Annotated in this window: 20 protein-coding genes; 11 read left to right on the top strand and 9 right to left on the bottom strand. The window is 59.3% G+C overall.

Going from position 1 to position 24257, the window contains the following annotated elements; translation table 11 throughout:
- Positions 1-142: 142 nt before the first annotated feature.
- Both KGB20_RS04120 and pcaR read right to left on the bottom strand, forming a co-directional pair.
- Positions 143-1489, bottom strand: a complete 1347-nt coding sequence (locus KGB20_RS04120; RefSeq protein ID WP_057716092.1) for an MFS transporter — start codon at positions 1487-1489, stop codon at positions 143-145.
- Positions 1490-1612: 123 nt separating this feature from the next.
- Positions 1613-2455: a pca regulon transcriptional regulator PcaR gene (gene pcaR, locus KGB20_RS04115; RefSeq protein ID WP_057716093.1), complete on the bottom strand. Its 843-nt coding sequence runs from the start codon at positions 2453-2455 to the stop codon at positions 1613-1615.
- Between the two features lie 690 nt (positions 2456-3145).
- Here pcaR and KGB20_RS04110 point away from each other — a divergent pair.
- Together KGB20_RS04110 and KGB20_RS04105 are read left to right on the top strand one after the other, a co-directional pair.
- On the top strand, positions 3146-3346 hold the full coding sequence (locus KGB20_RS04110) for a hypothetical protein (protein ID WP_007986337.1): 201 nt from the start codon (positions 3146-3148) through the stop codon (positions 3344-3346).
- Positions 3347-3722: 376 nt separating this feature from the next.
- Positions 3723-5198: an inorganic phosphate transporter gene (locus KGB20_RS04105; RefSeq protein ID WP_057716094.1), complete on the top strand. Its 1476-nt coding sequence runs from the start codon at positions 3723-3725 to the stop codon at positions 5196-5198.
- Between the two features lie 262 nt (positions 5199-5460).
- Here KGB20_RS04105 and ccoM read toward each other — a convergent pair whose 3' ends face one another.
- The 3 genes from ccoM to KGB20_RS04095 all read right to left on the bottom strand — a co-directional run bounded on the left by ccoM (position 5461) and on the right by KGB20_RS04095 (position 6317).
- Positions 5461-5571 carry a cytochrome c oxidase subunit CcoM gene (gene ccoM / locus KGB20_RS29090; protein ID WP_007976669.1) on the bottom strand — a complete coding sequence of 37 codons (111 nt, stop codon included), beginning with the start codon at positions 5569-5571 and terminating at the stop codon, positions 5461-5463.
- Between the two features lie 143 nt (positions 5572-5714).
- Entirely contained in the window at positions 5715-5876 is a 162-nt protein-coding gene (locus KGB20_RS04100) for a hypothetical protein (protein WP_008016476.1), read from the bottom strand.
- 99 nt (positions 5877-5975) lie between these two features.
- Entirely contained in the window at positions 5976-6317 is a 342-nt protein-coding gene (locus tag KGB20_RS04095; RefSeq protein WP_150812953.1) for an aspartate-semialdehyde dehydrogenase, read from the bottom strand.
- 217 nt (positions 6318-6534) lie between these two features.
- Here KGB20_RS04095 and rapA point away from each other — a divergent pair, with 217 nt between their 5' ends.
- Positions 6535-9381, top strand: coding sequence for an RNA polymerase-associated protein RapA (gene rapA / locus KGB20_RS04090; RefSeq protein WP_057716096.1), 2847 nt, complete (start codon positions 6535-6537; stop codon positions 9379-9381).
- A gap of 170 nt (positions 9382-9551) precedes the next feature.
- Here the strand turns inward: rapA and KGB20_RS04085 are convergent, their stop codons facing one another.
- Entirely contained in the window at positions 9552-10901 is a 1350-nt protein-coding gene (locus tag KGB20_RS04085; RefSeq protein WP_057716097.1) for a spinster family MFS transporter, read from the bottom strand.
- A gap of 268 nt (positions 10902-11169) precedes the next feature.
- On the opposite strand from KGB20_RS04085, the gene KGB20_RS04080 reads away from it, so the two are divergent.
- A complete protein-coding gene (locus tag KGB20_RS04080) occupies positions 11170-11535 on the top strand; it encodes a YkgJ family cysteine cluster protein (RefSeq protein WP_046043993.1) in 366 nt (121 codons plus the stop codon).
- A gap of 147 nt (positions 11536-11682) precedes the next feature.
- Positions 11683-13899 (top strand): putative bifunctional diguanylate cyclase/phosphodiesterase, encoded by a 2217-nt coding sequence (locus KGB20_RS04075; protein ID WP_371319452.1) that lies wholly within the window; start codon positions 11683-11685, stop codon positions 13897-13899.
- On the opposite strand, the gene KGB20_RS04070 is transcribed toward KGB20_RS04075, so the two are convergent.
- Complete coding sequence (locus KGB20_RS04070) at positions 13856-14752, bottom strand: NAD(P)-dependent oxidoreductase (protein ID WP_090453546.1); 897 nt, start codon at positions 14750-14752, stop codon at positions 13856-13858. The two genes, KGB20_RS04075 and KGB20_RS04070, sit on opposite strands and share 44 nt — an antisense overlap.
- Positions 14753-14948: 196 nt before the next feature.
- On the opposite strand from KGB20_RS04070, the gene KGB20_RS04065 reads away from it, so the two are divergent.
- Positions 14949-17147, top strand: coding sequence for a hypothetical protein (locus tag KGB20_RS04065; RefSeq protein ID WP_154861793.1), 2199 nt, complete (start codon positions 14949-14951; stop codon positions 17145-17147).
- A 284-nt stretch (positions 17148-17431) separates the two neighbouring features.
- Here the strand turns inward: KGB20_RS04065 and KGB20_RS04060 are convergent, their stop codons facing one another.
- Positions 17432-17737 carry a DUF2288 domain-containing protein gene (locus tag KGB20_RS04060; protein ID WP_008052913.1) on the bottom strand — a complete coding sequence of 102 codons (306 nt, stop codon included), beginning with the start codon at positions 17735-17737 and terminating at the stop codon, positions 17432-17434.
- A 350-nt stretch (positions 17738-18087) separates the two neighbouring features.
- Between KGB20_RS04060 and KGB20_RS04055 the strand changes: the two genes are divergently transcribed.
- From KGB20_RS04055 to KGB20_RS04035, 5 genes are all read left to right on the top strand, one after another.
- Positions 18088-19215: a branched-chain amino acid ABC transporter substrate-binding protein gene (locus tag KGB20_RS04055; protein WP_150812951.1), complete on the top strand. Its 1128-nt coding sequence runs from the start codon at positions 18088-18090 to the stop codon at positions 19213-19215.
- Positions 19216-19447: 232 nt separating this feature from the next.
- Complete coding sequence (gene livH, locus KGB20_RS04050; protein WP_150812950.1) at positions 19448-20371, top strand: high-affinity branched-chain amino acid ABC transporter permease LivH; 924 nt, start codon at positions 19448-19450, stop codon at positions 20369-20371.
- Complete coding sequence (locus KGB20_RS04045) at positions 20368-21624, top strand: high-affinity branched-chain amino acid ABC transporter permease LivM (RefSeq protein ID WP_150727615.1); 1257 nt, start codon at positions 20368-20370, stop codon at positions 21622-21624. The genes livH and KGB20_RS04045 overlap by 4 nt, the downstream gene beginning before the upstream one ends.
- Positions 21621-22388, top strand: coding sequence for a high-affinity branched-chain amino acid ABC transporter ATP-binding protein LivG (gene livG / locus KGB20_RS04040; protein ID WP_150812949.1), 768 nt, complete (start codon positions 21621-21623; stop codon positions 22386-22388). The genes KGB20_RS04045 and livG overlap by 4 nt, the downstream gene beginning before the upstream one ends.
- Positions 22389-23090, top strand: coding sequence for an ABC transporter ATP-binding protein (locus KGB20_RS04035; RefSeq protein WP_020798122.1), 702 nt, complete (start codon positions 22389-22391; stop codon positions 23088-23090).
- Positions 23091-23290: 200 nt separating this feature from the next.
- Here the strand turns inward: KGB20_RS04035 and KGB20_RS04030 are convergent, their stop codons facing one another.
- Positions 23291-24199: a LysR family transcriptional regulator gene (locus tag KGB20_RS04030; RefSeq protein WP_046041267.1), complete on the bottom strand. Its 909-nt coding sequence runs from the start codon at positions 24197-24199 to the stop codon at positions 23291-23293.
- Positions 24200-24257 lie beyond the last annotated feature (58 nt).

Raw genomic sequence — 24257 nt, 5'->3', positions numbered from 1 at the left:
GAACACATTGTTGCTCGGCTAACAATCCAGATCAAAAGCTTCGCGAGCAAGCCCGCTCCCACAGGGATAGGTGTGATCCTTGTGGGAGCGGGCTTGCTCGCGAAGAGGCCCGCAACAGCAATAAAGAACCCGAGTGATGGCCTCAGGTCGCATCCGCATGACTGACCATGCCCTTGATCACCACAGCCGTCGTCGCCAGCGCCGCTGGAATTACCAGCGCCGTCAGTACTTGCTCGAAGTTCCAGCCAAGGCCCAGCAACGTCGCGCCCATCCACGCCCCGAGGATGGCGCCGAAGCGGCCGATCCCGAGCATCCACGACACGCCGGTGGCCCGCCCCTGAGTCGGATAAAACCGCGCAGCCAGTGACGGCATTGCCGATTGCGCACCGTTGACACACATCCCGGCCACCAGCACCAGCGTCGCCAACAGCGCGATGTTGCCCAGGCTCTGCCCTACCGCGTAGGCAAACACCCCGGCCAGCAGGTAGAAAGTGCCGATGACCTTGTGCGGATTGAACCGGTCCATTGCCCAGCCCACGCCCACCGCACTCAGCACGCCACCGAACTGGAACAGCGCGCCGATGAAAGCGGCCTGCTCCATGCTCGCGCCACTGTCACGCATCAGCGTCGGCAGCCAACTGGTCAGCAGGTAAACGATCACCAGGCCCATGAAGTAGGTCAGCCACAAGAGCAAGGTGCCGGTGCTGTAGGTGCCGGAGAAGATCACCGCGAACACATTGCGCGCCTTCACGGTTTTCTGTTCCGGCACACTGAAACTGGACGCCTGGGCCACCACCGTCGGGTCAATCGGCGCCAGTGCCTTGCGCACTTTGTCCGTACCGCGGTTGCGCACCACCAGGTAACGCGCCGACTCAGGCAGCCAGAACAGCAAAACGACGGCGAGAATCAGCGGCAGCACTCCACCGATCAGCAGCAGGCTGTGCCAGCCAAAGGCCGGAATGAGCTTGGCCGAGATAAATCCGCCGCCAGCCATGCCGAGGTTGAAGCCGCAGAACATGCTAGTCACCAGCAGGGACTTTTTGCGCTCAGGGGTGTATTCCGACAGCAGGGTCGTGGCGTTCGGCATGCCGGCGCCTAGACCCAGGCCGGTCAGGAAGCGCAACACCAACAGCTGATCGACATTGGTGCTGTAGGCCGAGGCCAGGCTGAAGGCACCGAACAACAGCACCGCGCCGACCAGTACGACTTTTCGCCCGAAGCGGTCAGCCAGAGGGCCGGAGCCCAGTGCGCCGAAGACCATGCCGATCAACGCCGCACTCATCACCGGGCCGAGACTGGCGCGGTCGATACCCCAGTCCTGGGACAGGGCCGGGGCGATGAAGCCCATGGCCGCGGTGTCGAGGCCATCGAGGAAGACAATCAGGAAACACAGGATCACCACGCGCCACTGGTAGCGCGAAATGGGTTGGGCATTGATGAAGGACTGCACGTCGAGGCAGTTACCTACAGCAGACTGAGGCTGGTTCATTATTTTTATCCCACGGATCGCGGTCGAACGATGTCAGCAGATGCCGACGAAGCCGCGACAGTAATGATCCGGAGGAAACAGCGTCAATTCGATAAACGCGACTCTGTGCGTTTATCGAACGGCTTAGGCAAACAACTGGGCGCTGAGGTCGCGGCTGGCGCTCAACAAACCGGGCAGGAAACGCTGTTCCAGTTCATTGCGGCTGACTCGCCCGGCGTGAGTGCTGACATTGAGGGCCGCGACCACCTGCCCGGAAGCGTCGTACACCGGGACGGCAATCGAACGCAGCCCTTGCTCGAGTTCCTGGTCGACGATGCACCAGCCTTGCTGTCGCACCTCTTGCAGGCATTCGAGCAACGCCTCGGGGGTGTGGATCGTGCGGCTGGTCTTGGCTTGCAATTCGGCGTGGTCGAGGTATTCGCCCAGCGAGGTGTCATCCAGCGCGGCCAGCAGGATCCGCCCCATCGAGGTGCAATAGGCCGGCAAGCGCCCGCCCACCGACAGGTCCACCGAAATCAGCCGCTGGGTGGTCGCGGAGCGCGCGATGTACAGAATGTCATCGCCCTCCAGCGTGGCCATGTTGCAGGCCTCGTGCAGTTGCTCGCTCATGCGGTCCAGGTAAGGCTGGGCGGAAACCGCCAGCGGCGTAGATGACACATAGGCATGGCCGAGGGTCAGCACTTTGGGCAGCAGCGAATAGGTGCGGCCGTCGGTGGTGGCGTAGCCGAGCTTGATCAGGGTGTGCAGGCAACGACGCACGGCGGCGCGGGGAATTTCCGTGCGGTGGCTGATCTGGGCGATGGTCAGGTGCCGTTTGCGCTCCTGGAACGCTTGCACCACGGCCAGGCCGCGGGCCAGGGACGTCATGAAATCCGGGTCGCCGGTCAGTGCCTGGATCCGTTTGGCAGGTGAGGCAACGATGGGAGGAGCCACTGAAGCGAAGGAATTGCGCATTTGATCGTTCATACAAGGTCCTTTTACCCATTCGGATCAGCGACTATTACAAAGGGTGAGCCTGGCGCTCAAGCCCGGCCCGCCAACTCCGTGCGATTATCGAACGCTCGACCGATAATCGCAATCCGTTGTGTAGATCAACCCCCATGCGCTGATGTCCGGTTTTCGCTGACTTGCGCCCCCATGTTTACGCCGACTCGACACAGGACTTAATGGGGCAATCCAATTACCGTAACTTGCCTGATTTAATGGCGTCAGAAAGGCATCGCAGCAATGCGGTATCCGTCGACGTTCTAGTTAATCGCAAAGTTTCGAGCAACAAAACGGTCACACACCAAGATTCACTTTTAACTCTTTGGAGATAGTGTTCTTCAAATCGGCCGCTATAATACAATTCAGTAGCGCTTCGGTTTTTTACTTGCCGAACCCGCTGCCCGGCCAGGCGATGTTCCATCGCCGTTGCCCGTTGCAAGCGCCAGATCCGCACTGCACAGCCTTGCCATCGCGCTTGCCGAAACAGGAAACTGAAGCTACGTCAGCTATTTATCTCTGGTGTCGTGGCCGCCTGTGACATGGAAGTATTGATCACGTTGTTGCCAAAAACGATGCCTTGACGGGCATTGCCCACTCGACGAACGTGATCAAACGATTTGATGCAGCGCGTTTTCACCAGAATTTATCCCAACTCAATCAGGTAGCACTGTGACGAAAGACGAACTGCGCGCGGAACTAGAGCGCCAGGAACAACGTTACAAGGAAGTTTACGGCGGAGAAGTCACCACTTACGCCGCTCAACCCGAACCGGAACGCAAACCCTGGCGTAAACGCGCCACCGTTCAGGATCAGGTTTTCCAGCAAGAACTTCAGAAAATGGAAAAGGAACTCAAAGCCGAAGAGCCGTGACCGCTTCGGCCTGATCCTTACAAGGGCCTGCCTCTGCACCCGTTAAAAGCGGGATGTATTGATGTTGCCTTTCGCGCCCGCTACGAGCGGGCAGCGGCCATCACCGTCGTCGAATCAGGCAGATTTCCGGTATCTGACCTATTTCTCAGATTTTTCTCACAACCGTTCAAGCCCCTCCTGCCGGGCCGCGAAGGTTTTGTGACAGTCTATTTTTTCAATAAAATCAATGACTTAAAAAACACAGCAAAACCGTGGGTTTTCAGGTCCTGCGGCAAAAAAAATCGTTGAAGAATGTTACCGATGAGCAGCTAGTGCATTGATTAGCAGTCTTTTCTGGCATAATCGCGCCCCCTTATGACCGGGTCAGAAAACCTTCATGATCGATTTATTCAGCGGACTGGATGCTTGGGTGCTTGTGAGCCTCTTGCTCGCCCTGGCCTTTGTCCTCGCCTTCGAGTTCATCAACGGCTTTCATGACACCGCTAACGCGGTGGCGACCGTTATCTACACCAAAGCCATGCCGCCTCACCTGGCGGTGTTCTTCTCCGGTGTGTTCAACTTCCTCGGCGTGCTGCTGGGCGGGGTCGGCGTGGCGTATGCCATCGTCCACCTGCTGCCGGTAGAACTGCTGATCAATGTGAACACCGGTCACGGATTGGCCATGGTGTTCTCGTTGCTCGCCGCAGCCATCACCTGGAACCTGGGCACCTGGTACTTCGGTATCCCCGCCTCCAGCTCCCACACGCTGATCGGTTCGATCCTCGGCGTGGGCCTGGCCAACGCCCTGATCAACGAAATTCCGTTGGCCGACGGGGTGAACTGGCAAAAGGCGATCGATATCGGCATGTCGCTGGTGTTCTCGCCTATGGCAGGCTTCCTGATCGCCGCGCTGATCCTGATCGGTCTTAAATGGTGGCGTCCGCTGTCGAAGATGCACAAGACGCCGGAACAGCGCCGCAAGATCGACGACAAGAAACACCCGCCGTTCTGGAATCGCCTGGTACTTGTGATCTCGGCCATGGCCGTGAGTTTCGTTCACGGTTCCAACGATGGCCAGAAAGGTATCGGCCTGATCATGCTGGTCCTGATCGGTATCGTGCCGGCCCAGTTCGTCCTCGACCTGAACAGCACGACCTACCAGATCGAACGGACTCGCGACGCTACGTTGCACCTGAGCCAGTTCTACCAGCGCAATTCCGAAACCCTGGGCGAGTTCCTGGCCTTGGGCAAGAGCTTGAACGGCGACTTGCCGGAGAAATTCCGTTGCAACCCGCAACAGACCGAACCGACCATCACCGCCCTGCTTGGCACCCTCAAGGGTGTAGCCGACTACCATTCGCTGTCGGCGGAAAGCCGCATCGAAGTACGTCGTTACCTGCTCTGCCTGGATGACACCGCGAAGAAAGTAAGCAAATTGCCAACGCTCGGGGCGCGTGAAAAGGCTGACCTGGACAAGTTGCGCAAAGACCTGACCACCACCACTGAATACGCCCCGTTCTGGGTGATTCTGGCGGTAGCACTGGCCCTGGGCCTGGGCACCATGGTCGGTTGGAAACGCGTGGTACTGACCATTGGCGAGAAGATCGGCAAGCAAGGCATGACTTACTCCCAAGGCATGTCGGCGCAGATCACCACCGCTAGCCTGATCGGCATGGCGAACATCTTCAGCCTGCCGGTTTCCACCACCCACGTGCTGTCCTCCGGCGTGGCGGGCACCATGGTCGCCAACAAGAGCGGCCTGCAAGGCGGCACCGTCAGAACCATCCTGCTGGCCTGGGTATTGACCCTGCCAGCCACCGTGGCCCTGTCGGCCGGGTTGTTCTGGCTGGCGTCGAAGGCGCTGGGTAGCTGATACAGCTGCATCGAAAAAGGCGCGCTCCGCAAGGACCGCGCCTTTTTTATTGCCTCTTCCAAACACCACAAATCAACTGCGGGCTTGCTCGCGAAAGCGGTGTGTCAGTCAACATTGATGTTGAATGTCAGTCAGCATTCGCGAGCAAGCCCGCTCCCACACTGGTTTTGTGTACACCGTCCAGAAATCGCAGGCAAAAAAAAGGGCAACCGAAGTTGCCCAAAATGCCTTGCGTGCTCATTACATCCAGAAAGAACTACGGTTATTTCCGCTTGTGCGAATCCTTCCAGATAAAAAGTCCGAACCCTGCAAAAAATACAAACATGAGGCTGACAGTCAGCACTCCGGCGATCACCACGTTGTCGAAAAACATGACGCGTCTCCTGTACCTGCCCTGTTGCGATAGGGCTAAGTTAACCAAACGGGCAGGAGAGAATATTGACCGGGATCAATGTCGCCCGAGACTGGGCAAGAGGAAGGGAGAAGTTTGACCCGCATCAATGAATGCGGGGGATTTCAGCGCTTTTTCGGTTTGTTTTTCGGCTTTTTTTTGGCCTTGCCCAATGGCATGGCCTGCTCGAACGCCTGGCGAACTTCATTGAGCCGCTTGTCATTGAGGTCATGAACACGCTTGGCGCGCTCGGCATTGAGGTCAATCAGTTTGTCGTCTTGGCTCATGGCAGTCAGTGCATCGCTTGAAATGAGTTTAAGCCGCCGTAGCGTTCGGCTACCCTGCGCCAATAATGCGGCCTGACGGCCGTGCTGACCAGCCTGCGCTCAAATCTCGATATCGACCCACAACCCTTGCCGCGGCTGATCTTCCATCAGCGGCACCACCGGCACGGTGTTGTCGGCATTGAGTTCATCACCGGGAATTGCCAGGTGAGCCTGCGGGTCATTATCAGCTTCGTGGCGACGTCGTTCCTGCTCCTGCCTGCGGCGCTGTTCCTCGCGCAGCACCAGTCCATCCTCCTCAGGGTTGCGCTTTTGCAGGTCGATCGTGCTTTCACTGGAGCTTTCCTGCACCGGCACCACCGGAGGAATATCCGGACGCTGACGGATCGGGTCGGACTGTGAAGTGATCGGCACGGCACTCAAGGGGAGCATCGGTGGCAGCATGGTTTTCAGTCTCCTGTCAGCAGGCTGTCGGCTGCGGGGATGGCGACTTGAGCCATCGGTCGCAAACTGTGACTCATTTGGCACTCATTAGTGCACCGGGCGGCGCGTCATGCACAGGTGGGCTAACGTATGACTGTGAGTTTTTCTGAGAGTCCTTTGGCCCTGAAGCCCTCATTCCGTTAAGATAGCCCGCTTTTTCAGGTGGGAGTCAGGCAGCATGGCGCAGCAGTATCAACCGGGGCAACGCTGGATCAGTGACAGCGAAGCCGAGCTGGGTTTAGGCACCGTTCTGGCACAGGACGGCCGCTTGTTGACCGTGCTCTATCCGGCCACTGGCGACACTCGCCAGTACGCGCTAAGGAATGCGCCCCTCACCCGTGTGCGGTTTTCGCCCGGTGACTCCATCACTCACTTCGAAGGCTGGAAGCTGACCGTTCGCGAAGTCGACGACGTCGATGGCCTGCTGGTTTACCACGGCCTCAACGGGCAGAACGAAGTGGTCACCCTGCCGGAAACCCAACTGTCGAACTTCATCCAGTTCCGCCTGGCCAGCGACCGTCTGTTCGCCGGCCAGATCGACCCGCTGGCCTGGTTCTCCCTGCGTTACCACACACTGGAACACACCAGTCGCCAGTTGCAGTCCTCCCTTTGGGGTCTGGGCGGCGTGCGTGCGCAACCGATCGCGCACCAGTTGCACATTGCCCGCGAAGTCGCCGACCGTATCGCGCCACGGGTTCTGCTGGCCGACGAAGTGGGCCTGGGCAAAACCATCGAAGCCGGCCTGGTGATCCATCGCCAATTGCTCTCGGGCCGCGCCAACCGCGTGTTGATCCTGGTTCCGGAAAACCTGCAGCACCAGTGGCTGGTCGAGATGCGCCGCCGCTTTAACCTGCAGGTCGCGCTGTTCGACGAAGAACGTTTCATCGAAAGCGATGCCAGCAACCCCTTCGAAGACACCCAGCTCGCACTGGTCGCGCTTGAGTGGTTGGTGGACGACGAGAAAGCCCAGGACGCGCTGTTCGCGGCGGGCTGGGACTTGCTGGTGGTCGACGAGGCTCACCACCTGGTGTGGCACGAAGATCAGGTCAGCCCTGAGTATTCCCTGGTCGAGCAACTCGCCGAGACCATTCCTGGCGTGCTGCTGTTGACTGCCACCCCGGAACAACTGGGCCAGGACAGCCACTTCGCTCGTCTGCGCCTGCTCGACCCGAACCGTTTCCACGACCTGCAAGCCTTCCGCGCCGAGAGCGAAAACTATCGCCCGGTGGCTGAAGCCGTTCAGGAGTTGCTGGACAAGGGACGCCTGTCGCCGCAAGCCCACAAGACCATCCACGGCTTCCTCGGCAACGAAGGCGAAGCCCTGCTGGCCGCCGTCAACGATGGCGACACCGAAGCCAGCGCGCGTCTGGTGCGTGAATTGCTCGACCGCCACGGCACCGGCCGCGTGCTGTTCCGCAACACCCGCGCTGCCGTGCAGGGTTTCCCGGAGCGCAAGCTGCACCCGTACCCGCTGCCGTGCCCGGACGAATACCTCGAACTGCCATTGGGCGATCACGCCGAGCTGTACCCGGAAGTCAGCTTCCAGGCCCAACCGGACGCCAGCGAAGAAGAACGCTGGTGGAAATTCGACCCGCGCGTCGAATGGCTGATCGATCAACTGAAGATGCTCAAGCGCACCAAAGTGCTGGTGATCTGCGCCCACGCCGAAACCGCCATGGACCTGGAAGACGCCCTGCGCGTGCGTTCCGGCATCCCGGCTACGGTGTTCCACGAGGGCATGAACATCCTCGAGCGTGACCGCGCCGCCGCCTATTTCGCCGACGAAGAATTCGGCGCGCAGGTGCTGATCTGCTCGGAAATCGGCAGTGAAGGTCGCAACTTCCAGTTCTCCCATCACCTGGTGCTGTTCGATCTGCCGTCCCACCCGGACCTGCTGGAACAACGTATCGGTCGACTGGACCGGATCGGCCAGAAGCACATCATCGAACTGCACGTGCCGTATCTGGAAACCAGCCCGCAAGAGCGCCTGTTCCAGTGGTACCACGAAGCGCTGAATGCGTTCCTCAACACCTGCCCGACCGGCAACGCCTTGCAGCACCAGTTCGGCCCGCGCCTGCTGCCGCTGCTCGAAGAAGCCGATGACGGTGAGTGGCAAGCGCTGATCGACGAAGCCCGTACCGAGCGTGAACGTCTGGAAGCCGAGCTGCACACCGGCCGCGACCGTTTGCTGGAGCTCAACTCCGGTGGCGCTGGCGAAGGTGATGCGCTGGTTGAAGACATCCTCGAACAGGACGATCAGTTCGCCCTGCCGATCTACATGGAAACCCTGTTCGACGCCTTCGGCATCGACAGCGAAGACCATTCGGAAAACGCGCTGATCCTCAAGCCGAGCGAAAAAATGCTCGACGCCAGCTTCCCGCTGGGCGACGACGAAGGCGTGACCATTACCTACGACCGTAACCAGGCGCTGTCTCGCGAAGACATGCAGTTCATCACCTGGGAGCACCCGATGGTTCAGGGCGGCATGGACCTGGTGCTGTCCGGCTCCATGGGCAACACCGCCGTGGCGCTGATCAAAAACAAGGCGCTGAAACCTGGCACCGTGTTGCTGGAACTGCTCTATGTCAGCGAAGTGGTTGCCCCGCGCTCGCTGCAACTGGGCCGTTACCTGCCACCGGCCGCCCTGCGTTGCCTGCTCGATACCAACGGCAACGACCTGTCGGCCCGCGTATCGTTCGAAACCTTGAACGATCAGCTCGAAAGCGTGCCGCGTGCCAGCGCCAACAAGTTCATCCAGGCCCAGCGTGACCAACTGACGCCACGGATCAACGCCGGTGAAGCGAAGATCCTGCCGCGCCACACTGAACGTGTCGCCGAGGCGCAGCGTCGCCTGGCCGCCGATACCGACGAAGAACTGGCGCGCCTGACCGCCCTGCAAGCGGTCAACCCGACCGTGCGCGACAGCGAACTGGTGGCCCTGCGCAAACAACGCGAGCAAGGCTTGGCCATGCTCGACAAGGCTGCGCTGCGACTGGAAGCGATTCGGGTGCTGGTGGCGGGTTAACAACCCTCCTCCACCGCTATGAAAAGAAGGCCCGCAGCGATGCGGGCCTTTTTTGTTTACTTCAAATTCAGTAGTGCTGCTGATGACCTCATCGCGAGCAAGCTCGCTCCCACATTGGATCTTCAGTGCCTATGAGATTCCTGTGGGAGCGAGCTTGCTCGCGATAGCGGTTAAGCAGTCACCGCAGAACTGTCAGGCTCAACCACCGCCACCAACCCGTCCTTCATCCGCTTGGCGTCCCTCACAAAACACCGCGAAGCCAGGAACAGAAACACCACGGTGAGCAACAACGCCACCGGTATCAGGTACATCGCGTCATGCAGGCCGACCGCTTTAAACGCCTCAGTCATTTGCTCCGCGCCCGCCGCAAGCATCGCCGTGTGGGCGAAGTGATCCGACAAGGCCCCGACCACCACCGGCCCCAGGCCACCGCCCAACAGGTACAGCCCGGCAAAGAACAGCGCCATCGCCGTTGCCCGCAACCGCGGCTCGACCACATCCTGAATCGCCGTGTACACGCAGGTATAAAAGTTGTAGGCGAACAGCCAGCCCATACTGAATACCGCGACAAACACACCGATCTCGATTCGCCCGGAATGCAGCGCCCACGCGGTGCAGACCGTCGAAATCACCAGGCTGAAGGCGGCAAACAAAAGCCGTCCGTTGGCGATGCGCTGGTGAATCTTGTCCGCGATCCAGCCACCGAGGGTCAGGCCGACCAGCCCGGTCACACCGACAATAACTCCGGTCGCCACTGCGGCATCCTGCAACGGCATGAGGAAGTAGCGTTGCAGCATCGGCACCAGAAACGAGTTACAAGCATAGGTGGCGAAGTTGAAACACAGGCCGGCCATCACCAGCCACAGGAAGGTTGGCACTGCCAATACCCGACGGATCGGCCGATCGATTTTTTCCTGCGAAACCTGAACGCTCTCGGCAGCGCCGCGCTTCGGTTCCTTGATGAAAAACATGAAGATCGCCAGGATCAGCCCGGGCACCGCCGCGATAAAGAACGGTGCGCGCCAGCTATCGAAGGCCTTGACCATCGCGCCAATGGTGAAGAACGCCAGCAACAGCCCCAAGGGCAGCCCCAGCATGAAGATCCCCATGGCCCGCGCCCGACGGTGCGCCGGAAACAAGTCGCCGATCAGCGAGTTGGCGGCTGGCGCGTAACTGGCCTCGCCGATGCCGATGCCCATGCGCACGATCAGGAAGCTCCAGAAACTGCCCACCATGCCGTTGACGGCTGTCAAACCGCTCCATACCGCCAGCCCCCAGCCCATCAGCTTGCTGCGCGAGCCGGTATCGGCCATGCGCCCCAGCGGCAAGCCGGCAATGGCGTAGACGATGGTGAATGCCGTCCCGATGATCCCCAACTGGAAATCACTGAGGTGCCATTCCATGCGAATGGGCTCGATGATGATGGCCGGGATGGTGCGGTCGAAAAAATTGAACAGATTGGCCAGGAACAACAGGAACAGAATGCGCCAGGCATTGGCCGCTTGGGTCGAGTTCTGCATGGGTCCGTCTCTTTTATTGTTTTTGGGGCGTCACTGCCCCCGGACTTTGCAATCTAGACAGGCCGGCCGCGCCTGTCTTTCATTATTCGCCAGGCTGATACCAACCCATGGGACGCAATCTGTAGGAGCTTTCGCGGGACGGGTATTTCGCAGTCCGTCCGACCGATGAAAAATACCTTTCAGCCCCCCTTCCCAAGCCGTTGGCGAAGCCTAGAATAGCGGCCTTGTTTCCCCCCCTGTGTCTCCACTCCTCCTTAGATAATCGCCCATGTCCGAAGCCAGTCCGTGTCTGAATTGCGGTGCCTGCTGTTCTCATTTTCGCGTGTCATTTTTCTGGGGTGAATGCGCCTCGTCCGGGGGGACGGTACCCGATGAGCTTGTCGAGCAGATCAGCCCCAGTCGGGTCGCGATGCTCGGAACCGGCTGCAAACCCGTGCGCTGCACCAGCCTGGTCGGAGACGTGGGCAGTACGGTGCAGTGCTCCATTTACGAAAAACGCTCCAGCACCTGTCGGGAGTTCGACGCTTCGTGGGTCGATGGCCTGGCAAATCCCGATTGCGACGCGGCCCGTGCCGCTTTCGGCTTGCCGGCCCTGCAACCCGCGTTCGAGACGCCTCAGAAGCAAATAGCCTGAGTCATAGCACTAATCGCTATTAGGCTAATATCAAAAAAATTGGCATCAATGTGCCACTACCGCTTGCGCTCCACCCACGCCCTCTATACTCCACGACATTCGCCGACGCTCCTTGCGCCGACCTGAAGCTTAACGATGGGGCATGCTATGGAGTGGCTTGGTTTGCATTTCATTACCGAGCTACCAGAGACTGGGCAGGTCATACTTAATTGCACACATGACCCGTTTCTGGTGCTGCTGGCTTATCTGGTCGCCTGTGTCGGCGGTTTCGCGACACTGGACATGGCCGAACGGGTTGCTCACGCTGAAAAATCCGCGTCCCAAACGCTCTGGCGCTGGGTGGGCAGCGGATGCTTGGCCGGCGGCATCTGGGCCATGCATTTCGTCGGGATGCTGGCATTCCAGGCGCCTATCGATCTTCACTACCAACTGCCTGTCACGGTGTTCTCGCTAACCATCGCGCTGTTCGCCGCATGGCTGGCGATGCGTACCCTCAGCCTTCCTGAGCTGAGTTTTCGACAGTGCCTCACGTCATCGGTCGGGATCGGCCTGGGTATCGCGACCATGCATTACGTGGGCATGACGGCCATGCACTCCAATGCCTCGGTCTATTACCATCCGGGCCTGTTCGCCCTTTCCATCGCGATCGCGATCGGTGCCGCGCTGGCCGCCTTGTTGCTGGCATGGTATCTGCGCGACGGTGCAGGCATGCTGCATCAGCTTTTCAAATTCGGCGCCAGCCTGGTGCTCGGGGCGGGCATCCTCGGTATGCACCTCACTGCCATGGCCGCCTTCAACATGGTGATGCCCAGCGACAGCCTGCCAGCGCAAACCGGCGAACATCGCCATCTGCAACTGGCGCTGACCGTGACGGTCATCACCCTGCTGATCATCGGCAGCAGCATCAGCGCGGCACTGGCGGACAAGAAGCTGCAACACAAGGACCACGACCTGCAACGGGTCAACTCCCTGCTAAGCCAACTTGACCAGGCGCGCATGTCGCTGCAACAGCTGGCTAACTACGATGCGCTGACCAACCTGATCAACCGCCGCGGGTTCAACCAGGTCTTCGCTGAAAAACTCATCGAGAAAACCAACAAAGGCGGGATGCTGGCGGTCATGTTCCTGGACATCGACCATTTCAAGCGGATCAACGACAGCCTTGGCCACGATGCCGGTGACGAACTGCTCAAAGTGCTTGCCGGGCACATCAAGAGCTCTGTTCGCAGTCATGAGGATGTGGTCGCTCGCTTCGGCGGCGACGAGTTCTGCCTGCTCATCGACCTGCGTGATCGTGACGAAGCGCGGCAGATGGCCCAACGCATCATGCTGAAAATGAAGGAGCCCATCGAGTTGGCCGGCAGGCGCATGGTCATGACCACCAGCATCGGCATCAGCCTGTTTCCGGAAGACGGCAAGACCTGCGAGGAACTGTTGAAAAACGCCGATCTGGCGCTGTATCAGTCCAAGGGTGGCGGCCGGAACGGGCTGAGTTTTTTCAGTGCAGACCTGAAAACCCGCGCCACACTCGAGCTGCAACTGGAAGAAGAGTTGCGCCACGCCCTGCGTGAAGACACCGGCCTGATGCTCTATTACCAGCCCATCTATGACCTCAAGACCGGTCAGGTGAGCAAGCTCGAAGCCTTGATCCGCTGGCAACACCCGGTCCACGGTTTCCTCGTACCGGATCGTTTTATCGCCATCGCCGAAGCCAATGGCCTGATCGCCGAGCTGGACAACTGGGTGCTGCGCAAGGCCTGCGAGGATCTGGGCGAGTTGTCGCGCCAAGGCTGTGATGACCTGAAGATCGCCGTGAACTGCTCGCCCCTGAACCTGGCGCGCGAAGAACTGGCCGATGAAATCGAGTACGCATTGCGGGCCTCCGGTGTGGAGCCCCACCGTCTGGAACTGGAGGTCACCGAAAACGCCTTGATGGGCAATATCGCCGACACCCTGGTGCTGCTGCGCCAGATACGCGCCCTCGGCGTTTCGCTGTCGATCGATGACTTCGGCACCGGCTATTCATCCCTGGCCTACCTCAAGCGCTTGCCGCTCAACACGCTGAAAATCGACCGCTCGTTCATCCAGGACATTCCCAAGGCGACCCAGGATATGGAAATCGTCCAGGCGATTATCGTCATGGCCCATACCCTGCACCTGCAAGTGGTCACCGAAGGGGTCGAAACCTTCGAGCAGTACCAGTTCCTGGAAGACCATGGCTGTGACTTCGTTCAGGGCTATCTGCTGAGTCGGCCGGTGCCGCTGGCCGAACTGCATCCGGTGCTGAACGAAATCAACCAGCGCAAGCACGCCTACACCGTCACGACGCTGAGCCTGGTTCACGGTACATCTGTACTAATGTAGACGGGTCCTTTTCAAGAAACCCCTGACTCCCATGCAGGCGCATCAACTGCGCGGCCAGACCGCTGATCGGTGTCGCCGAGCCTTGTTCACGGGAAAACTTCACTGCTGTATCCAGATCCTTGAGTAACGTCCGTACGTGCCATTTGACCGGCTCGAAACGGTTTTGCGCCATCTGTGGGGCCAGGATCTGCAAGGGTTTCGAATCGGCAAAGCCGCCGGCCAGCGCTTCGGCGATCAGACTGGCATCAACCCCGGAACGCTCCGCCAACGCGACCACTTCGGCAATCACCAATGCATTGCAGGCGACGATCATCTGATTGCACGCCTTGGTCACCTGCCCGGCCCCGACGCCGCCCATATGCGTCACACGTTGCCCCAGGCTCAACAGGACAGGCCGGACCCGCTCCAGATCCTGTAGCTCACCGCCGACCATGATCGCCAGGCTTCCAGCCTCGGCACCGACCACGCCACCGGACACCGGCGTATCGAGCCAGCCCATGCCGGTTTTAGCGGCAAGTTCTGCGGCCATTTCCCGCGTAGCGTTGGGCTCCAGGCTGGAGAAATCCACCAGCAGCTGGCCTTTTTTTGCGCCCTCCACAACACCTGCCGGACCAAACACCACCTCGCGTACGACCGAGGTATCGGCCAGGCACAGCATCACCACGTCAGCGTGCTGGCACAGTTCGGCCGGGCTGGCGACCTGGCGCGCGCCGGCCTCCACCAGCGGCTTGCACTTGTCCGGATTGCGATTCCATACCGCCAGCGGATAACCCGCGGCCAGCAGGCGCCGGCACATCGGCAGCCCCATCAGGCCGATCCCGGCAAACCCTAGCGAAGGTAGCGTTGACATCATTTTGCCTCTTCTTGATTAAAGATCACCGAATATTGGCCGATTCATCATGACTCAGGAAAGGATTCACTCCGAGCAATGCTCAGGCTAAAGACCAAGGCATGGTCCAAGTACGCGCTGAAAAAAGACGCGATTGTATTCCGTGACGGTTCGACGACAGTGAGTCGGCCAACCAATCAGCCCAGGTAGATGGCGAACTATGACTTCTAAAAACAACCCGGCCACTGCGGTAACCGATCTGACGTTGAGCCCCGCGGCCAACAGCCCGTCATCACCTAAGCCATTGATTCAATCGCGCCCGTTGGCGACCCAGCAATACCTGTACTTCACCGAAACCAACACCGACCGCATCCTCGACAACCTCGACGGCCTGCGCGACATGGTGTTCCCGCGCGCACCGCACCTGGAGGGCGACAGCGAACAGCACAGCGATCAGGAATTCCCGTCGGTGTGCCTGATCGGCCTGGGCCGCTGTGGCTCGAACATTGCGCTGGACGTGGCGGAACTGGTGTACAACGCCCGCAAGTTCTACCTCAATGAATTCAATAACGAAGATCGCCTGTCGCCGGACAAGCGCTTTGCCGAAAAGGGTTACAGCCCGGCCCAGTGGATCCGCAACAACCTGCGCCTGGGCCAGAACAAAAACACCAAGCCGGTGTTTCTGGTCGAGCCGCTGGTGATGCTCGGCGACCTGGACAAGGACATCGCCGGGCGCATCCGTTTCTCGCGCAAGGGCGAAAAAAGCGGCTTTCTGCGCGACTACAGCAAGATGAAGATCATGGACCTGTCGGAAGTCCACGCCGGTGGCGCCGGTAACGCGCCGATCCTCGGCCAGTACCTGGCCAAGATCATCCTGAACAAGGACACCCAGCGCTTCTCCAGCCCCGACTGGAAAATGATTCACTCGTACCTGATCGACAGCTGCGGCATCAAGGCCAACCAGTCGCGCCTGTATTTCTCGATCTTCAGTGCCGGCGGCGGTACCGGCTCGGGCATGGCCTCGGAGTTCGGCCTGGCCCAGCAGCACTCGTACATGAACAAGACGTTCGACACCAAGCCGATGGACGAGCACGACAGCAAGAGCGGCCACTCCTTCGTCTTCGAACCGATCTTCACCAGTGGCATCTGTGTACTGCCGAACATTTCAGATCACCGCAGTGAAATGTCCGAGGCGCTGCACATCAACGCCGGTCGCCTGTTGTGCAAATACCTGTCGGAAGAGTGGGACTTCTCCTACAACTTCGCCAACGAAGACAGCAGCGAAGCCAGCGTCATGGGCCGCATCCGCCCATGGAACGCGATGATGCTGATCTCCAACGACATCATGCGTTACGCCGAAGAGAACGATGACGGCAATATCCAGAACATTGATGTCAATGCCATGGAAAAGCATGCCAACCAATACATCTCGCAGCAGATCTTCAACATTCTGACGGCCCAGGCGGTGACCACCGACTACGACCAGAACTATTTCCGTCGCGCCGGCATCGACATCGGCGAAACCATTCGCCTGGACGCCAACGACCTGTTCATGAGCCTGGCCGGTCCGGTGGCGATTGCCTACGCCGAGTCCGTTGTGCCGGAAACCCCGGCGCCGAGCAGCGACAAATTCAAGGTGTTCGAGAAAGAGCCGCAACGCCTGAACATCGACGACCTGTTCTTCCGCTCGATCGACCTGCCGCACTTCAACAAGGTCACCCAGGCCATCGAGGGCATCAGCCTGTTGCCGATCGAGTCCAAGCGCTATCGCGCGTCGCTGGAGCAGTACAAGAACTCGGGTTACGACGCGGCGGCCCTGCATGACCTGCACTTCTTCAAGAATTGCTCGTCGGTGGTGTCGATCGTTTCGTTGCCGAAGGACTACAAGCTGTCCTACATGGATTTGAACCGGTTGAAGACTCATCTCAACAGCCTGTTTCCCAACACCACGCTCAAGCGCTACGCGCTGGTGATCGGTGCTTCGGCCAACCTGTCGCTGACCACCCTGATCGCCAAGAGCCCGTGCCTGTCGGACGATTTCCTGACGCTGATCGTGGCCTTCATCAAGCGCTGCTTCGCGAAAAACCCGTACCGCTTCGACGAGACCCTGGACAACTCGATCCTGGACTTCATCATCAACGAACAGTTCGATGAAGACCGGATTGACGAACTACTCAACGAATTCGAGAACCCGGCGAAGATCCTCGATACCAACTGGTACGCGATCAAGCCGATGTACGAGAAGAAGTACCGTGAACTGATCAACGACAAGGACAAGTTCGTCTCGATCAACGACATCCGCCTGTCCCGGGATTGCGTGAAGAAATCGATCAAGTACCTGCGCGAGATCTACCGTCACCGCATCGGCAAGACCAAGGTTATTTCGTTGAATAACCATACGGGTAAGACCGCTCACTAAGCGTCGTCCCCATTCGCGAGCAAGCCCGCTCCCACATTCGACTGCATTCCTTCTGGAAGAACACGGTTAAATGTGGGAGCGGGCTTGCTCGCGAAGGCGGCCCCACAATCAACGCAAATCAACATCCAGAAACAATTGAGCAGACGTTCAGTTGTCCTTCCAACTGTTCCCGTTACGTTTACGTCACCGTGAGGCTGTGGCCTTTCTCTACGGCAACATGCCATCACGCTACTCGGCTACACACTTTTCCCTCAGAAATGAACGCACCAATAAGGTGCGACCTTTTAAGCCTGCGCCCTTTCCTGGATCAGAATCCACGGTGAAACAACCACGGCCCACAGCTGTGGATCACGTTCAAAAAGATCCAGCGCCCGCGTTTCAGACAGCTTGCCGAGCTTGTCGGCGGCCAGCCAGGCAGCCACTTTCTCCCCTTCATCCTGGGCAACGGCCTCGGCGGCGGCGATCAGATCCAGGCCAGGATCGACCCACAATAGGGCACCCTTGGCGAAGAACGGCTCCAGCTCTTTCCAGGTAATAGATGCGGTTTCACCAAGCAGCTTGGCATAGAGGGTGCTAGGTTCTTGATTCATGGGACTGTCCGGAAAAGAAATCGACGCGAATGATAACGTCGGTGGACGGGCAGAAAAACCCGGATGCAATTGAGTGACCGAAATGAAAAGCGCAGGAAAGCCAGGGAATGCACTGAATACGGCTATAAGCCCCTCAACACCCCGCCGCAATTCTGTCTTTTACTTTCAATAAAGCGACACTTGCAGGTTTTGTCCCCCGGCGCTGCCTTCCCAGGCTGACAATCGGCGCTCTACACTGTACCGGTACAGTTGCCGAGGGACTTTTCCGGGGAATGTCGCAGATATCCGACCCGGTTCTGCTGCTTTCGGCGCCAGGACTATAAAAACTACAACAGTAAGAGTGGAGCACTATGACTAAGGCTACTAAGCAGATTTCCAAACTGTTTGCCGCTATGGTTCTGGCCGGGGTTGCCAGCCATTCGTTCGCAGCTGACACCATCAAGATCGGCATCGCCGGCCCTAAGACCGGCCCTGTAGCCCAATACGGCGACATGCAGTTCAGTGGCGCCAAAATGGCCATCGAGCAAATCAACGCCAAGGGCGGCGTGGACGGCAAGAAACTCGAAGCCGTTGAATACGATGACGCCTGTGATCCGAAACAAGCTGTGGCAGTCGCGAACAAGGTCGTCAACGACGGCGTCAAGTTCGTAGTCGGTCACCTGTGCTCCAGCTCCACTCAACCGGCTTCGGACATCTACGAAGACGAAGGCGTGATTATGATCACCCCGGCTGCCACCAGCCCGGACATCACCGCCCGTGGTTACAAAATGGTGTTCCGCACCATCGGTCTGGACAGCGCCCAGGGCCCTGCCGCCGGTAACTACATTGCCGACTTCGTAAAACCGAAGATCGTTGCTGTTCTGCACGACAAACAGCAATACGGTGAAGGCATCGCCTCTGCCGTGAAGAAAACCCTGGAAGGCAAAGGCGTCAAAGTTGCCGTGTTCGAAGGCATCAACGCCGGCGACAAAGACTTCTCGTCGATGATCGCCAAGCTCAAGCAAGCCAACGTCGACTTCGTCTACTACGGCGGCTACCACCCGGAGCTGGGCCTGATCCTGCGTCAGTCTGCGGAAAAAGGTCTGAAAGCCAAGTTCATGGGTCCGGAAGGCGTGGGTAACGACTCCATTTCGCAGATCGCCAAGGACGCTTCCGAAGGCCTGCTGGTGACCCTGCCGAAATCCTTCGACCAGGATCCGGCCAACGTTGCCCTGGCTGATGCGTTCAAAGCCAAGAAAGAAGATCCAAGCGGTCCGTTCGTGTTCCCGGCCTACTCGGCTGTGACCGTGATCGCCGAAGGTATCAAGGCTGCCAAGTCCGAAGACTCCGCCAAAGTGGCTGAAGCCATCCACGCGGGCACCTTCAAGACGCCTACCGGCGACCTGAGCTTCGACGAAAAAGGCGACCTGAAAGACTTCAAATTCGTGGTTTACGAGTGGCACTTCGGCAAACCTAAAACTGAAGCCAAGCCTCAGTAAGGCGTTGCCAGACTGACTGCCAATAAAGCCCACGGCGTGCCGTGGGCTTTGTTTTACGAACGTATTGGGCCGCGCTGGCGTGATCCGCCAGTCTCCCCACCTGAAAATCTCAAAACCGTCATCAGCGGTTCGCTGGCAAACCCCGAATTCGAAGTGGATGCAGATCCACGGGGCTCGGGCGGGAAAATGACTCCACCAGTGAAATGCGTATCAGGTTTTTAGGAGCGCTGTAATGCCTGACATCTATCACTTCTTCCAACAGCTGGTTAATGGCCTGACCATTGGCAGCACGTATGCCCTGATCGCCATCGGCTATACGATGGTCTACGGCATCATTGGAATGATCAACTTCGCCCACGGCGAGGTGTACATGATTGGCTCCTACGTGGCGTTCATCGCCATCGCCGGGCTGGCCATGCTGGGACTCGACAGCGTGCCGCTGTTGATGACCGCCGCTTTTCTCGCAACCATCGTTGTAACCAGTGCCTACGGCTACAGCATCGAACGGATCGCCTACCGCCCCCTGCGCGGCAGCAACCGTCTGATCCCGCTGATTTCCGCCATCGGCATGTCGATCTTCCTGCAGAACACCGTTCTGCTGGCGCAAGACTCCAAGGACAAATCCATCTCCAACCTGATTCCGGGCAACTTTGCCTTTGGGCCAGGTGGCGCACATGAAGTGCTGATTTCCTACATGCAAATCGTGGTGTTCGTGGTGACCTTTGTCGCCATGCTCGGCCTGACGCTGTTCATCTCCCGTTCTCGCCTGGGTCGCGCCTGCCGCGCCTGTGCCGAAGACATCAAGATGGCCAACCTGCTGGGTATCAACACCAACAACATCATCGCCCTGACCTTCGTCATCGGTGCGGCGCTGGCAGCGATTGCCGCCGTCCTGCTGAGTATGCAGTACGGCGTGATCAACCCGAACGCCGGTTTCCTCGTCGGCCTCAAGGCCTTCACCGCCGCGGTACTGGGCGGTATCGGCAGTATTCCGGGCGCCATGCTCGGCGGGCTGGTACTGGGTGTGGCGGAAGCCTTTGGTGCCGATATCTTCGGCGACCAGTACAAGGACGTCGTGGCGTTCGGTCTGCTGGTTCTGGTGCTGTTGTTCCGGCCAACCGGCCTGCTGGGCCGTCCGGAGGTTGAGAAAGTATGACTAGGAATCTTAAACAGGCGCTGTTCAGCGCTTTGCTGGTGTGGGCCGTGGCCTACCCGGTACTCGGTCTGAAGCTGACCATCGTCGGCATCAACCTCGAAGTTCATGGCACCAGCGACGCCACCCTGATCACCATCGCGGTGTGCTCGGTGCTGATGTTCCTGCGTGTGCTGTTCGACCAGCAGATCAGCTCGGCCTGGCGTTCTTCGCCGAGCATGCCGCTGATCCCGGCCAAGGCCAGCAACTTCCTGACCCTGCCGACCACTCAGCGCTGGATCATCATCGCGCTGATCGCCGGTGCCCTGGTCTGGCCGTTCTTCGGCTCTCGCGGTGCGGTGGACATCGCCACGCTGGTGCTGATCTACGTGATGCTCGGCCTCGGCCTGAACATCGTGGTCGGCCTGGCCGGTCTGCTCGACCTCGGTTACGTCGGCTTCTATGCCGTCGGCGCCTACAGTTATGCCCTGCTGTCGCATTACTACGGCCTGAGCTTCTGGATCTGCCTGCCGATCGCCGGGATGATGGCGGCCACTTTCGGCTTCCTGCTCGGTTTCCCGGTACTGCGCCTGCGCGGTGACTACCTGGCGATCGTGACCCTGGGCTTCGGCGAAATCATCCGTCTGTTCCTGCGTAACCTGACCGACATCACCGGCGGCCCGAACGGCATCAGCAACATCGAGAAGCCGACGTTCTTCGGCCTGACCTTCGAACGTAAAGCCGCTGAAGGCCTGCAGACGTTCCACGAGTACTTCGGTCTGGAATACAACTCGATCAACAAGGTGATTTTCCTTTACCTGGTCGCATTGTTCCTGGCGCTGTTCGCACTGTTCGTCATCAATCGCTTGCTGCGCATGCCCCTGGGTCGTGCCTGGGAAGCGCTACGTGAAGATGAAATCGCCTGCCGTGCGTTGGGTCTGAACCCGACGATCATCAAGCTTTCAGCCTTCACCCTGGGCGCCTGCTTCGCCGGTTTCGCCGGCAGTTTCTTCGCCGCGCGTCAGGGTCTGGTGACACCGGAGTCCTTCACCTTCATCGAGTCGGCGACCATTCTCGCCATCGTCGTGTTGGGCGGCATGGGCTCGCAATTGGGCGTGGTGCTCGCAGCCACGGTGATGATCCTGTTGCCGGAAATGATGCGTGAGTTCAGTGAGTACCGCATGTTGATGTTCGGCGCCTTGATGGTGCTGATGATGATCTGGCGTCCTCAAGGTCTGCTGCCCATGCAACGCCCTCACATGGAGCTGCGCAAATGAGCCGCGAGATCCTGAAAGTAGAAAATTTGAGCATGCGCTTCGGCGGCTTGCTGGCGGTCAACGGCGTGGCCTTGAGCGTGAAGGAAAAACAGGTCGTGGCACTGATCGGCCCCAACGGCGCCGGCAAGACCACCGTGTTCAACTGCCTGACCGGCTTCTACAAGCCGAGCGGCGGCAGCATCCTGCTCGATGGCGAATCGATCGAGGGCCTGCCCGGCCACAAGATCGCCCTCAAGGGCGTGGTGCGTACCTTCCAGAACGTGCGGTTGTTCAAGGACATGACGGCGGTCGAGAACCTTTTGATCGCTCAGCACCGTCACCTGAACACCAACTTCCTGGCCGGCCTGTTCAAGACCCCGGCGTTCCGCAAAAGCGAACGCGAGGCCATGGAATTCGCCGAGTACTGGCTGGAAAAGGTTCACCTCAAGGAGTTCGCCAACCGCCCGGCCGGCACCCTGGCCTATGGTCAGCAACGCCGCCTGGAAATCGCCCGCTGCATGATGACCCGTCCGCGGATCCTCATGCTCGACGAACCGGCCGCCGGCCTGAACCCGAAGGAAACCGAGGACCTCAAGGCGCTGATCAGCATGCTGCGTGAAGAGCACAACGTCACCGTGCTGCTGATCGAACACGACATGAAACTGGTCATGAGCATTTCCGACCATATCGTCGTGATCAACCAGGGCACCCCCCTGGCCAACGGCACTCCGGAACAGATCCGCGACAATCCTGAAGTGATCAAAGCCTACCTGGGGGAAGCGTAAATGCTGCAGTTCGAAAACGTTTCCACCTTCTACGGCAAGATCCAGGCCCTGCACAGCGTCAACGTCGAAGTCCGCCAGGGCGAGATCGTGACCCTGATCGGTGCCAACGGTGCCGGCAAGTCAACACTGCTGATGACGCTTTGCGGTTCGCCGCGCGCCCACAGCGGCAGCATCCGCTACATGGGTGAGGAACTGGTCGGCCAGGACTCCTCGCAGATCATGCGCAAGAGCATCGCCGTGGTGCCGGAAGGTCGTCGGGTGTTTTCCCGCCTGACCGTGGAAGAAAACCTCTCCATGGGTGGCTTCTTCACCGCCAAGGGCGACTATCAGGAACAGATGGACAAGGTTCTCGGACTTTTCCCACGCCTGAAAGAACGCTTCAGCCAGCGCGGCGGCACCATGTCCGGCGGCGAACAGCAAATGCTCGCCATCGGCCGTGCGCTGATGAGCAAGCCCAAGCTGTTGCTGCTCGACGAGCCATCGCTGGGCCTGGCACCGATCATCATCCAGCAGATCTTCGACATCATCGAACAGCTGCGCAAGGACGGTGTGACAGTGTTCCTGGTCGAGCAGAACGCCAACCAGGCGCTGAAGATCGCTGACCGAGCCTACGTTCTGGAGAACGGCCGGGTGGTGATGACAGGCACCGGTGAAGCGCTGCTGACCGACCCGAAAGTGCGTGATGCGTACTTGGGCGGCTAAGCCTTAGCGGTAAACAAAAAAACGGCCTTTGCGGGCCGTTTTTTTATGTCTGCCAACCTCCCTGACTACGCAAACCCTCTTCTGTAGGAGCGAGCTTGCTCGCGAAGAACTGGAGGGCGCCGCGTTCATTCAGACAGCCCTCGTCATCGTTAACGTCCATCGCGAGCAGGCTCGCTCCTACAGGACATGCGTGTGAAGACTTACAACCGATCCAGCACCTCCCCACTGCGCTTGAACCACCCGATCAAATAATCCGCCAGTACCTGCGTGCGCTTGGGCAAACCGCCCTGATATGGATGCACCAGGTACATCGGCATGCTGCGGGTCTGATAATCGCGCAGCAGCCATCGCAAGCGCCCGTCCGCCAGCTCTGTTGGCAAACAGTAGGATGGCAGGCGCGCAATACCGGCGCCGACCAGTGCGGCTTTCTTCAACAGGTTGTAGTGGTTGCTGGCGAACGGCCCCGACACCCGCACCCGCAACAACTCGTGTTGCTGGTGATACAGCCATTCTTCGCGGCCGCTGTAATGGCTGTTGAGCAGGCAGCGATGCTCGGCCAGCGCCTGGGGGGTTTGCGGTTCACCGTATTGCTCCAGATAAGCCGGGCTGGCACAGGTCAGCTCTTGCCACGCCAGCAGTGGACGCGCCACCAGTCGCTGGTCAATGGCAACGTCGGAACGAATCGCCAGATCGAAGCCGTCTCGAGACAGTTCGCGGTAGCTGTTGTTGAGCTCCAGCTCGATCTGCACCTGGGGATACTTGGCCGAGAACTCCAGCAACAGGCCATCGAAGAAGGTTTCCCCCAGCGACACCGGCACCGTCATCCGCACCGGGCCGGCCATGTCGTCCTTCAGGCGCGCCAGGGCCTGGCGGGCCCGCTCGACTTGCACTACCAGCGCCTGGGCCTGGGGCAACAACGCAGCACCGGCGGCGGTCAGGCTCAAGCGGCGGGTGGTACGTTGCAACAACACCACGGAAAACTGCGCTTCCAGCTGGCTGATGCGCTTGGACAGCTGGCCTTTGCTGCAACCGAGCTGCTGCGCCGCCAGGGTAAAACTCCCCGCCTCGATCAACACCGCGAACGCCGCCAGGTCATCCATCTCGCTCATGGATTGTTTCCATTTGAAAACCAAAGGTTGCCTATTAGTGCGCTTATCCGGAGAAAAA

Source organism: Pseudomonas sp. BF-R-30 (assembly GCF_019956175.1).
Lineage (GTDB): Bacteria > Pseudomonadota > Gammaproteobacteria > Pseudomonadales > Pseudomonadaceae > Aquipseudomonas > Aquipseudomonas jessenii.
This window is presented reverse-complemented; position numbering and strand designations above follow the sequence as displayed.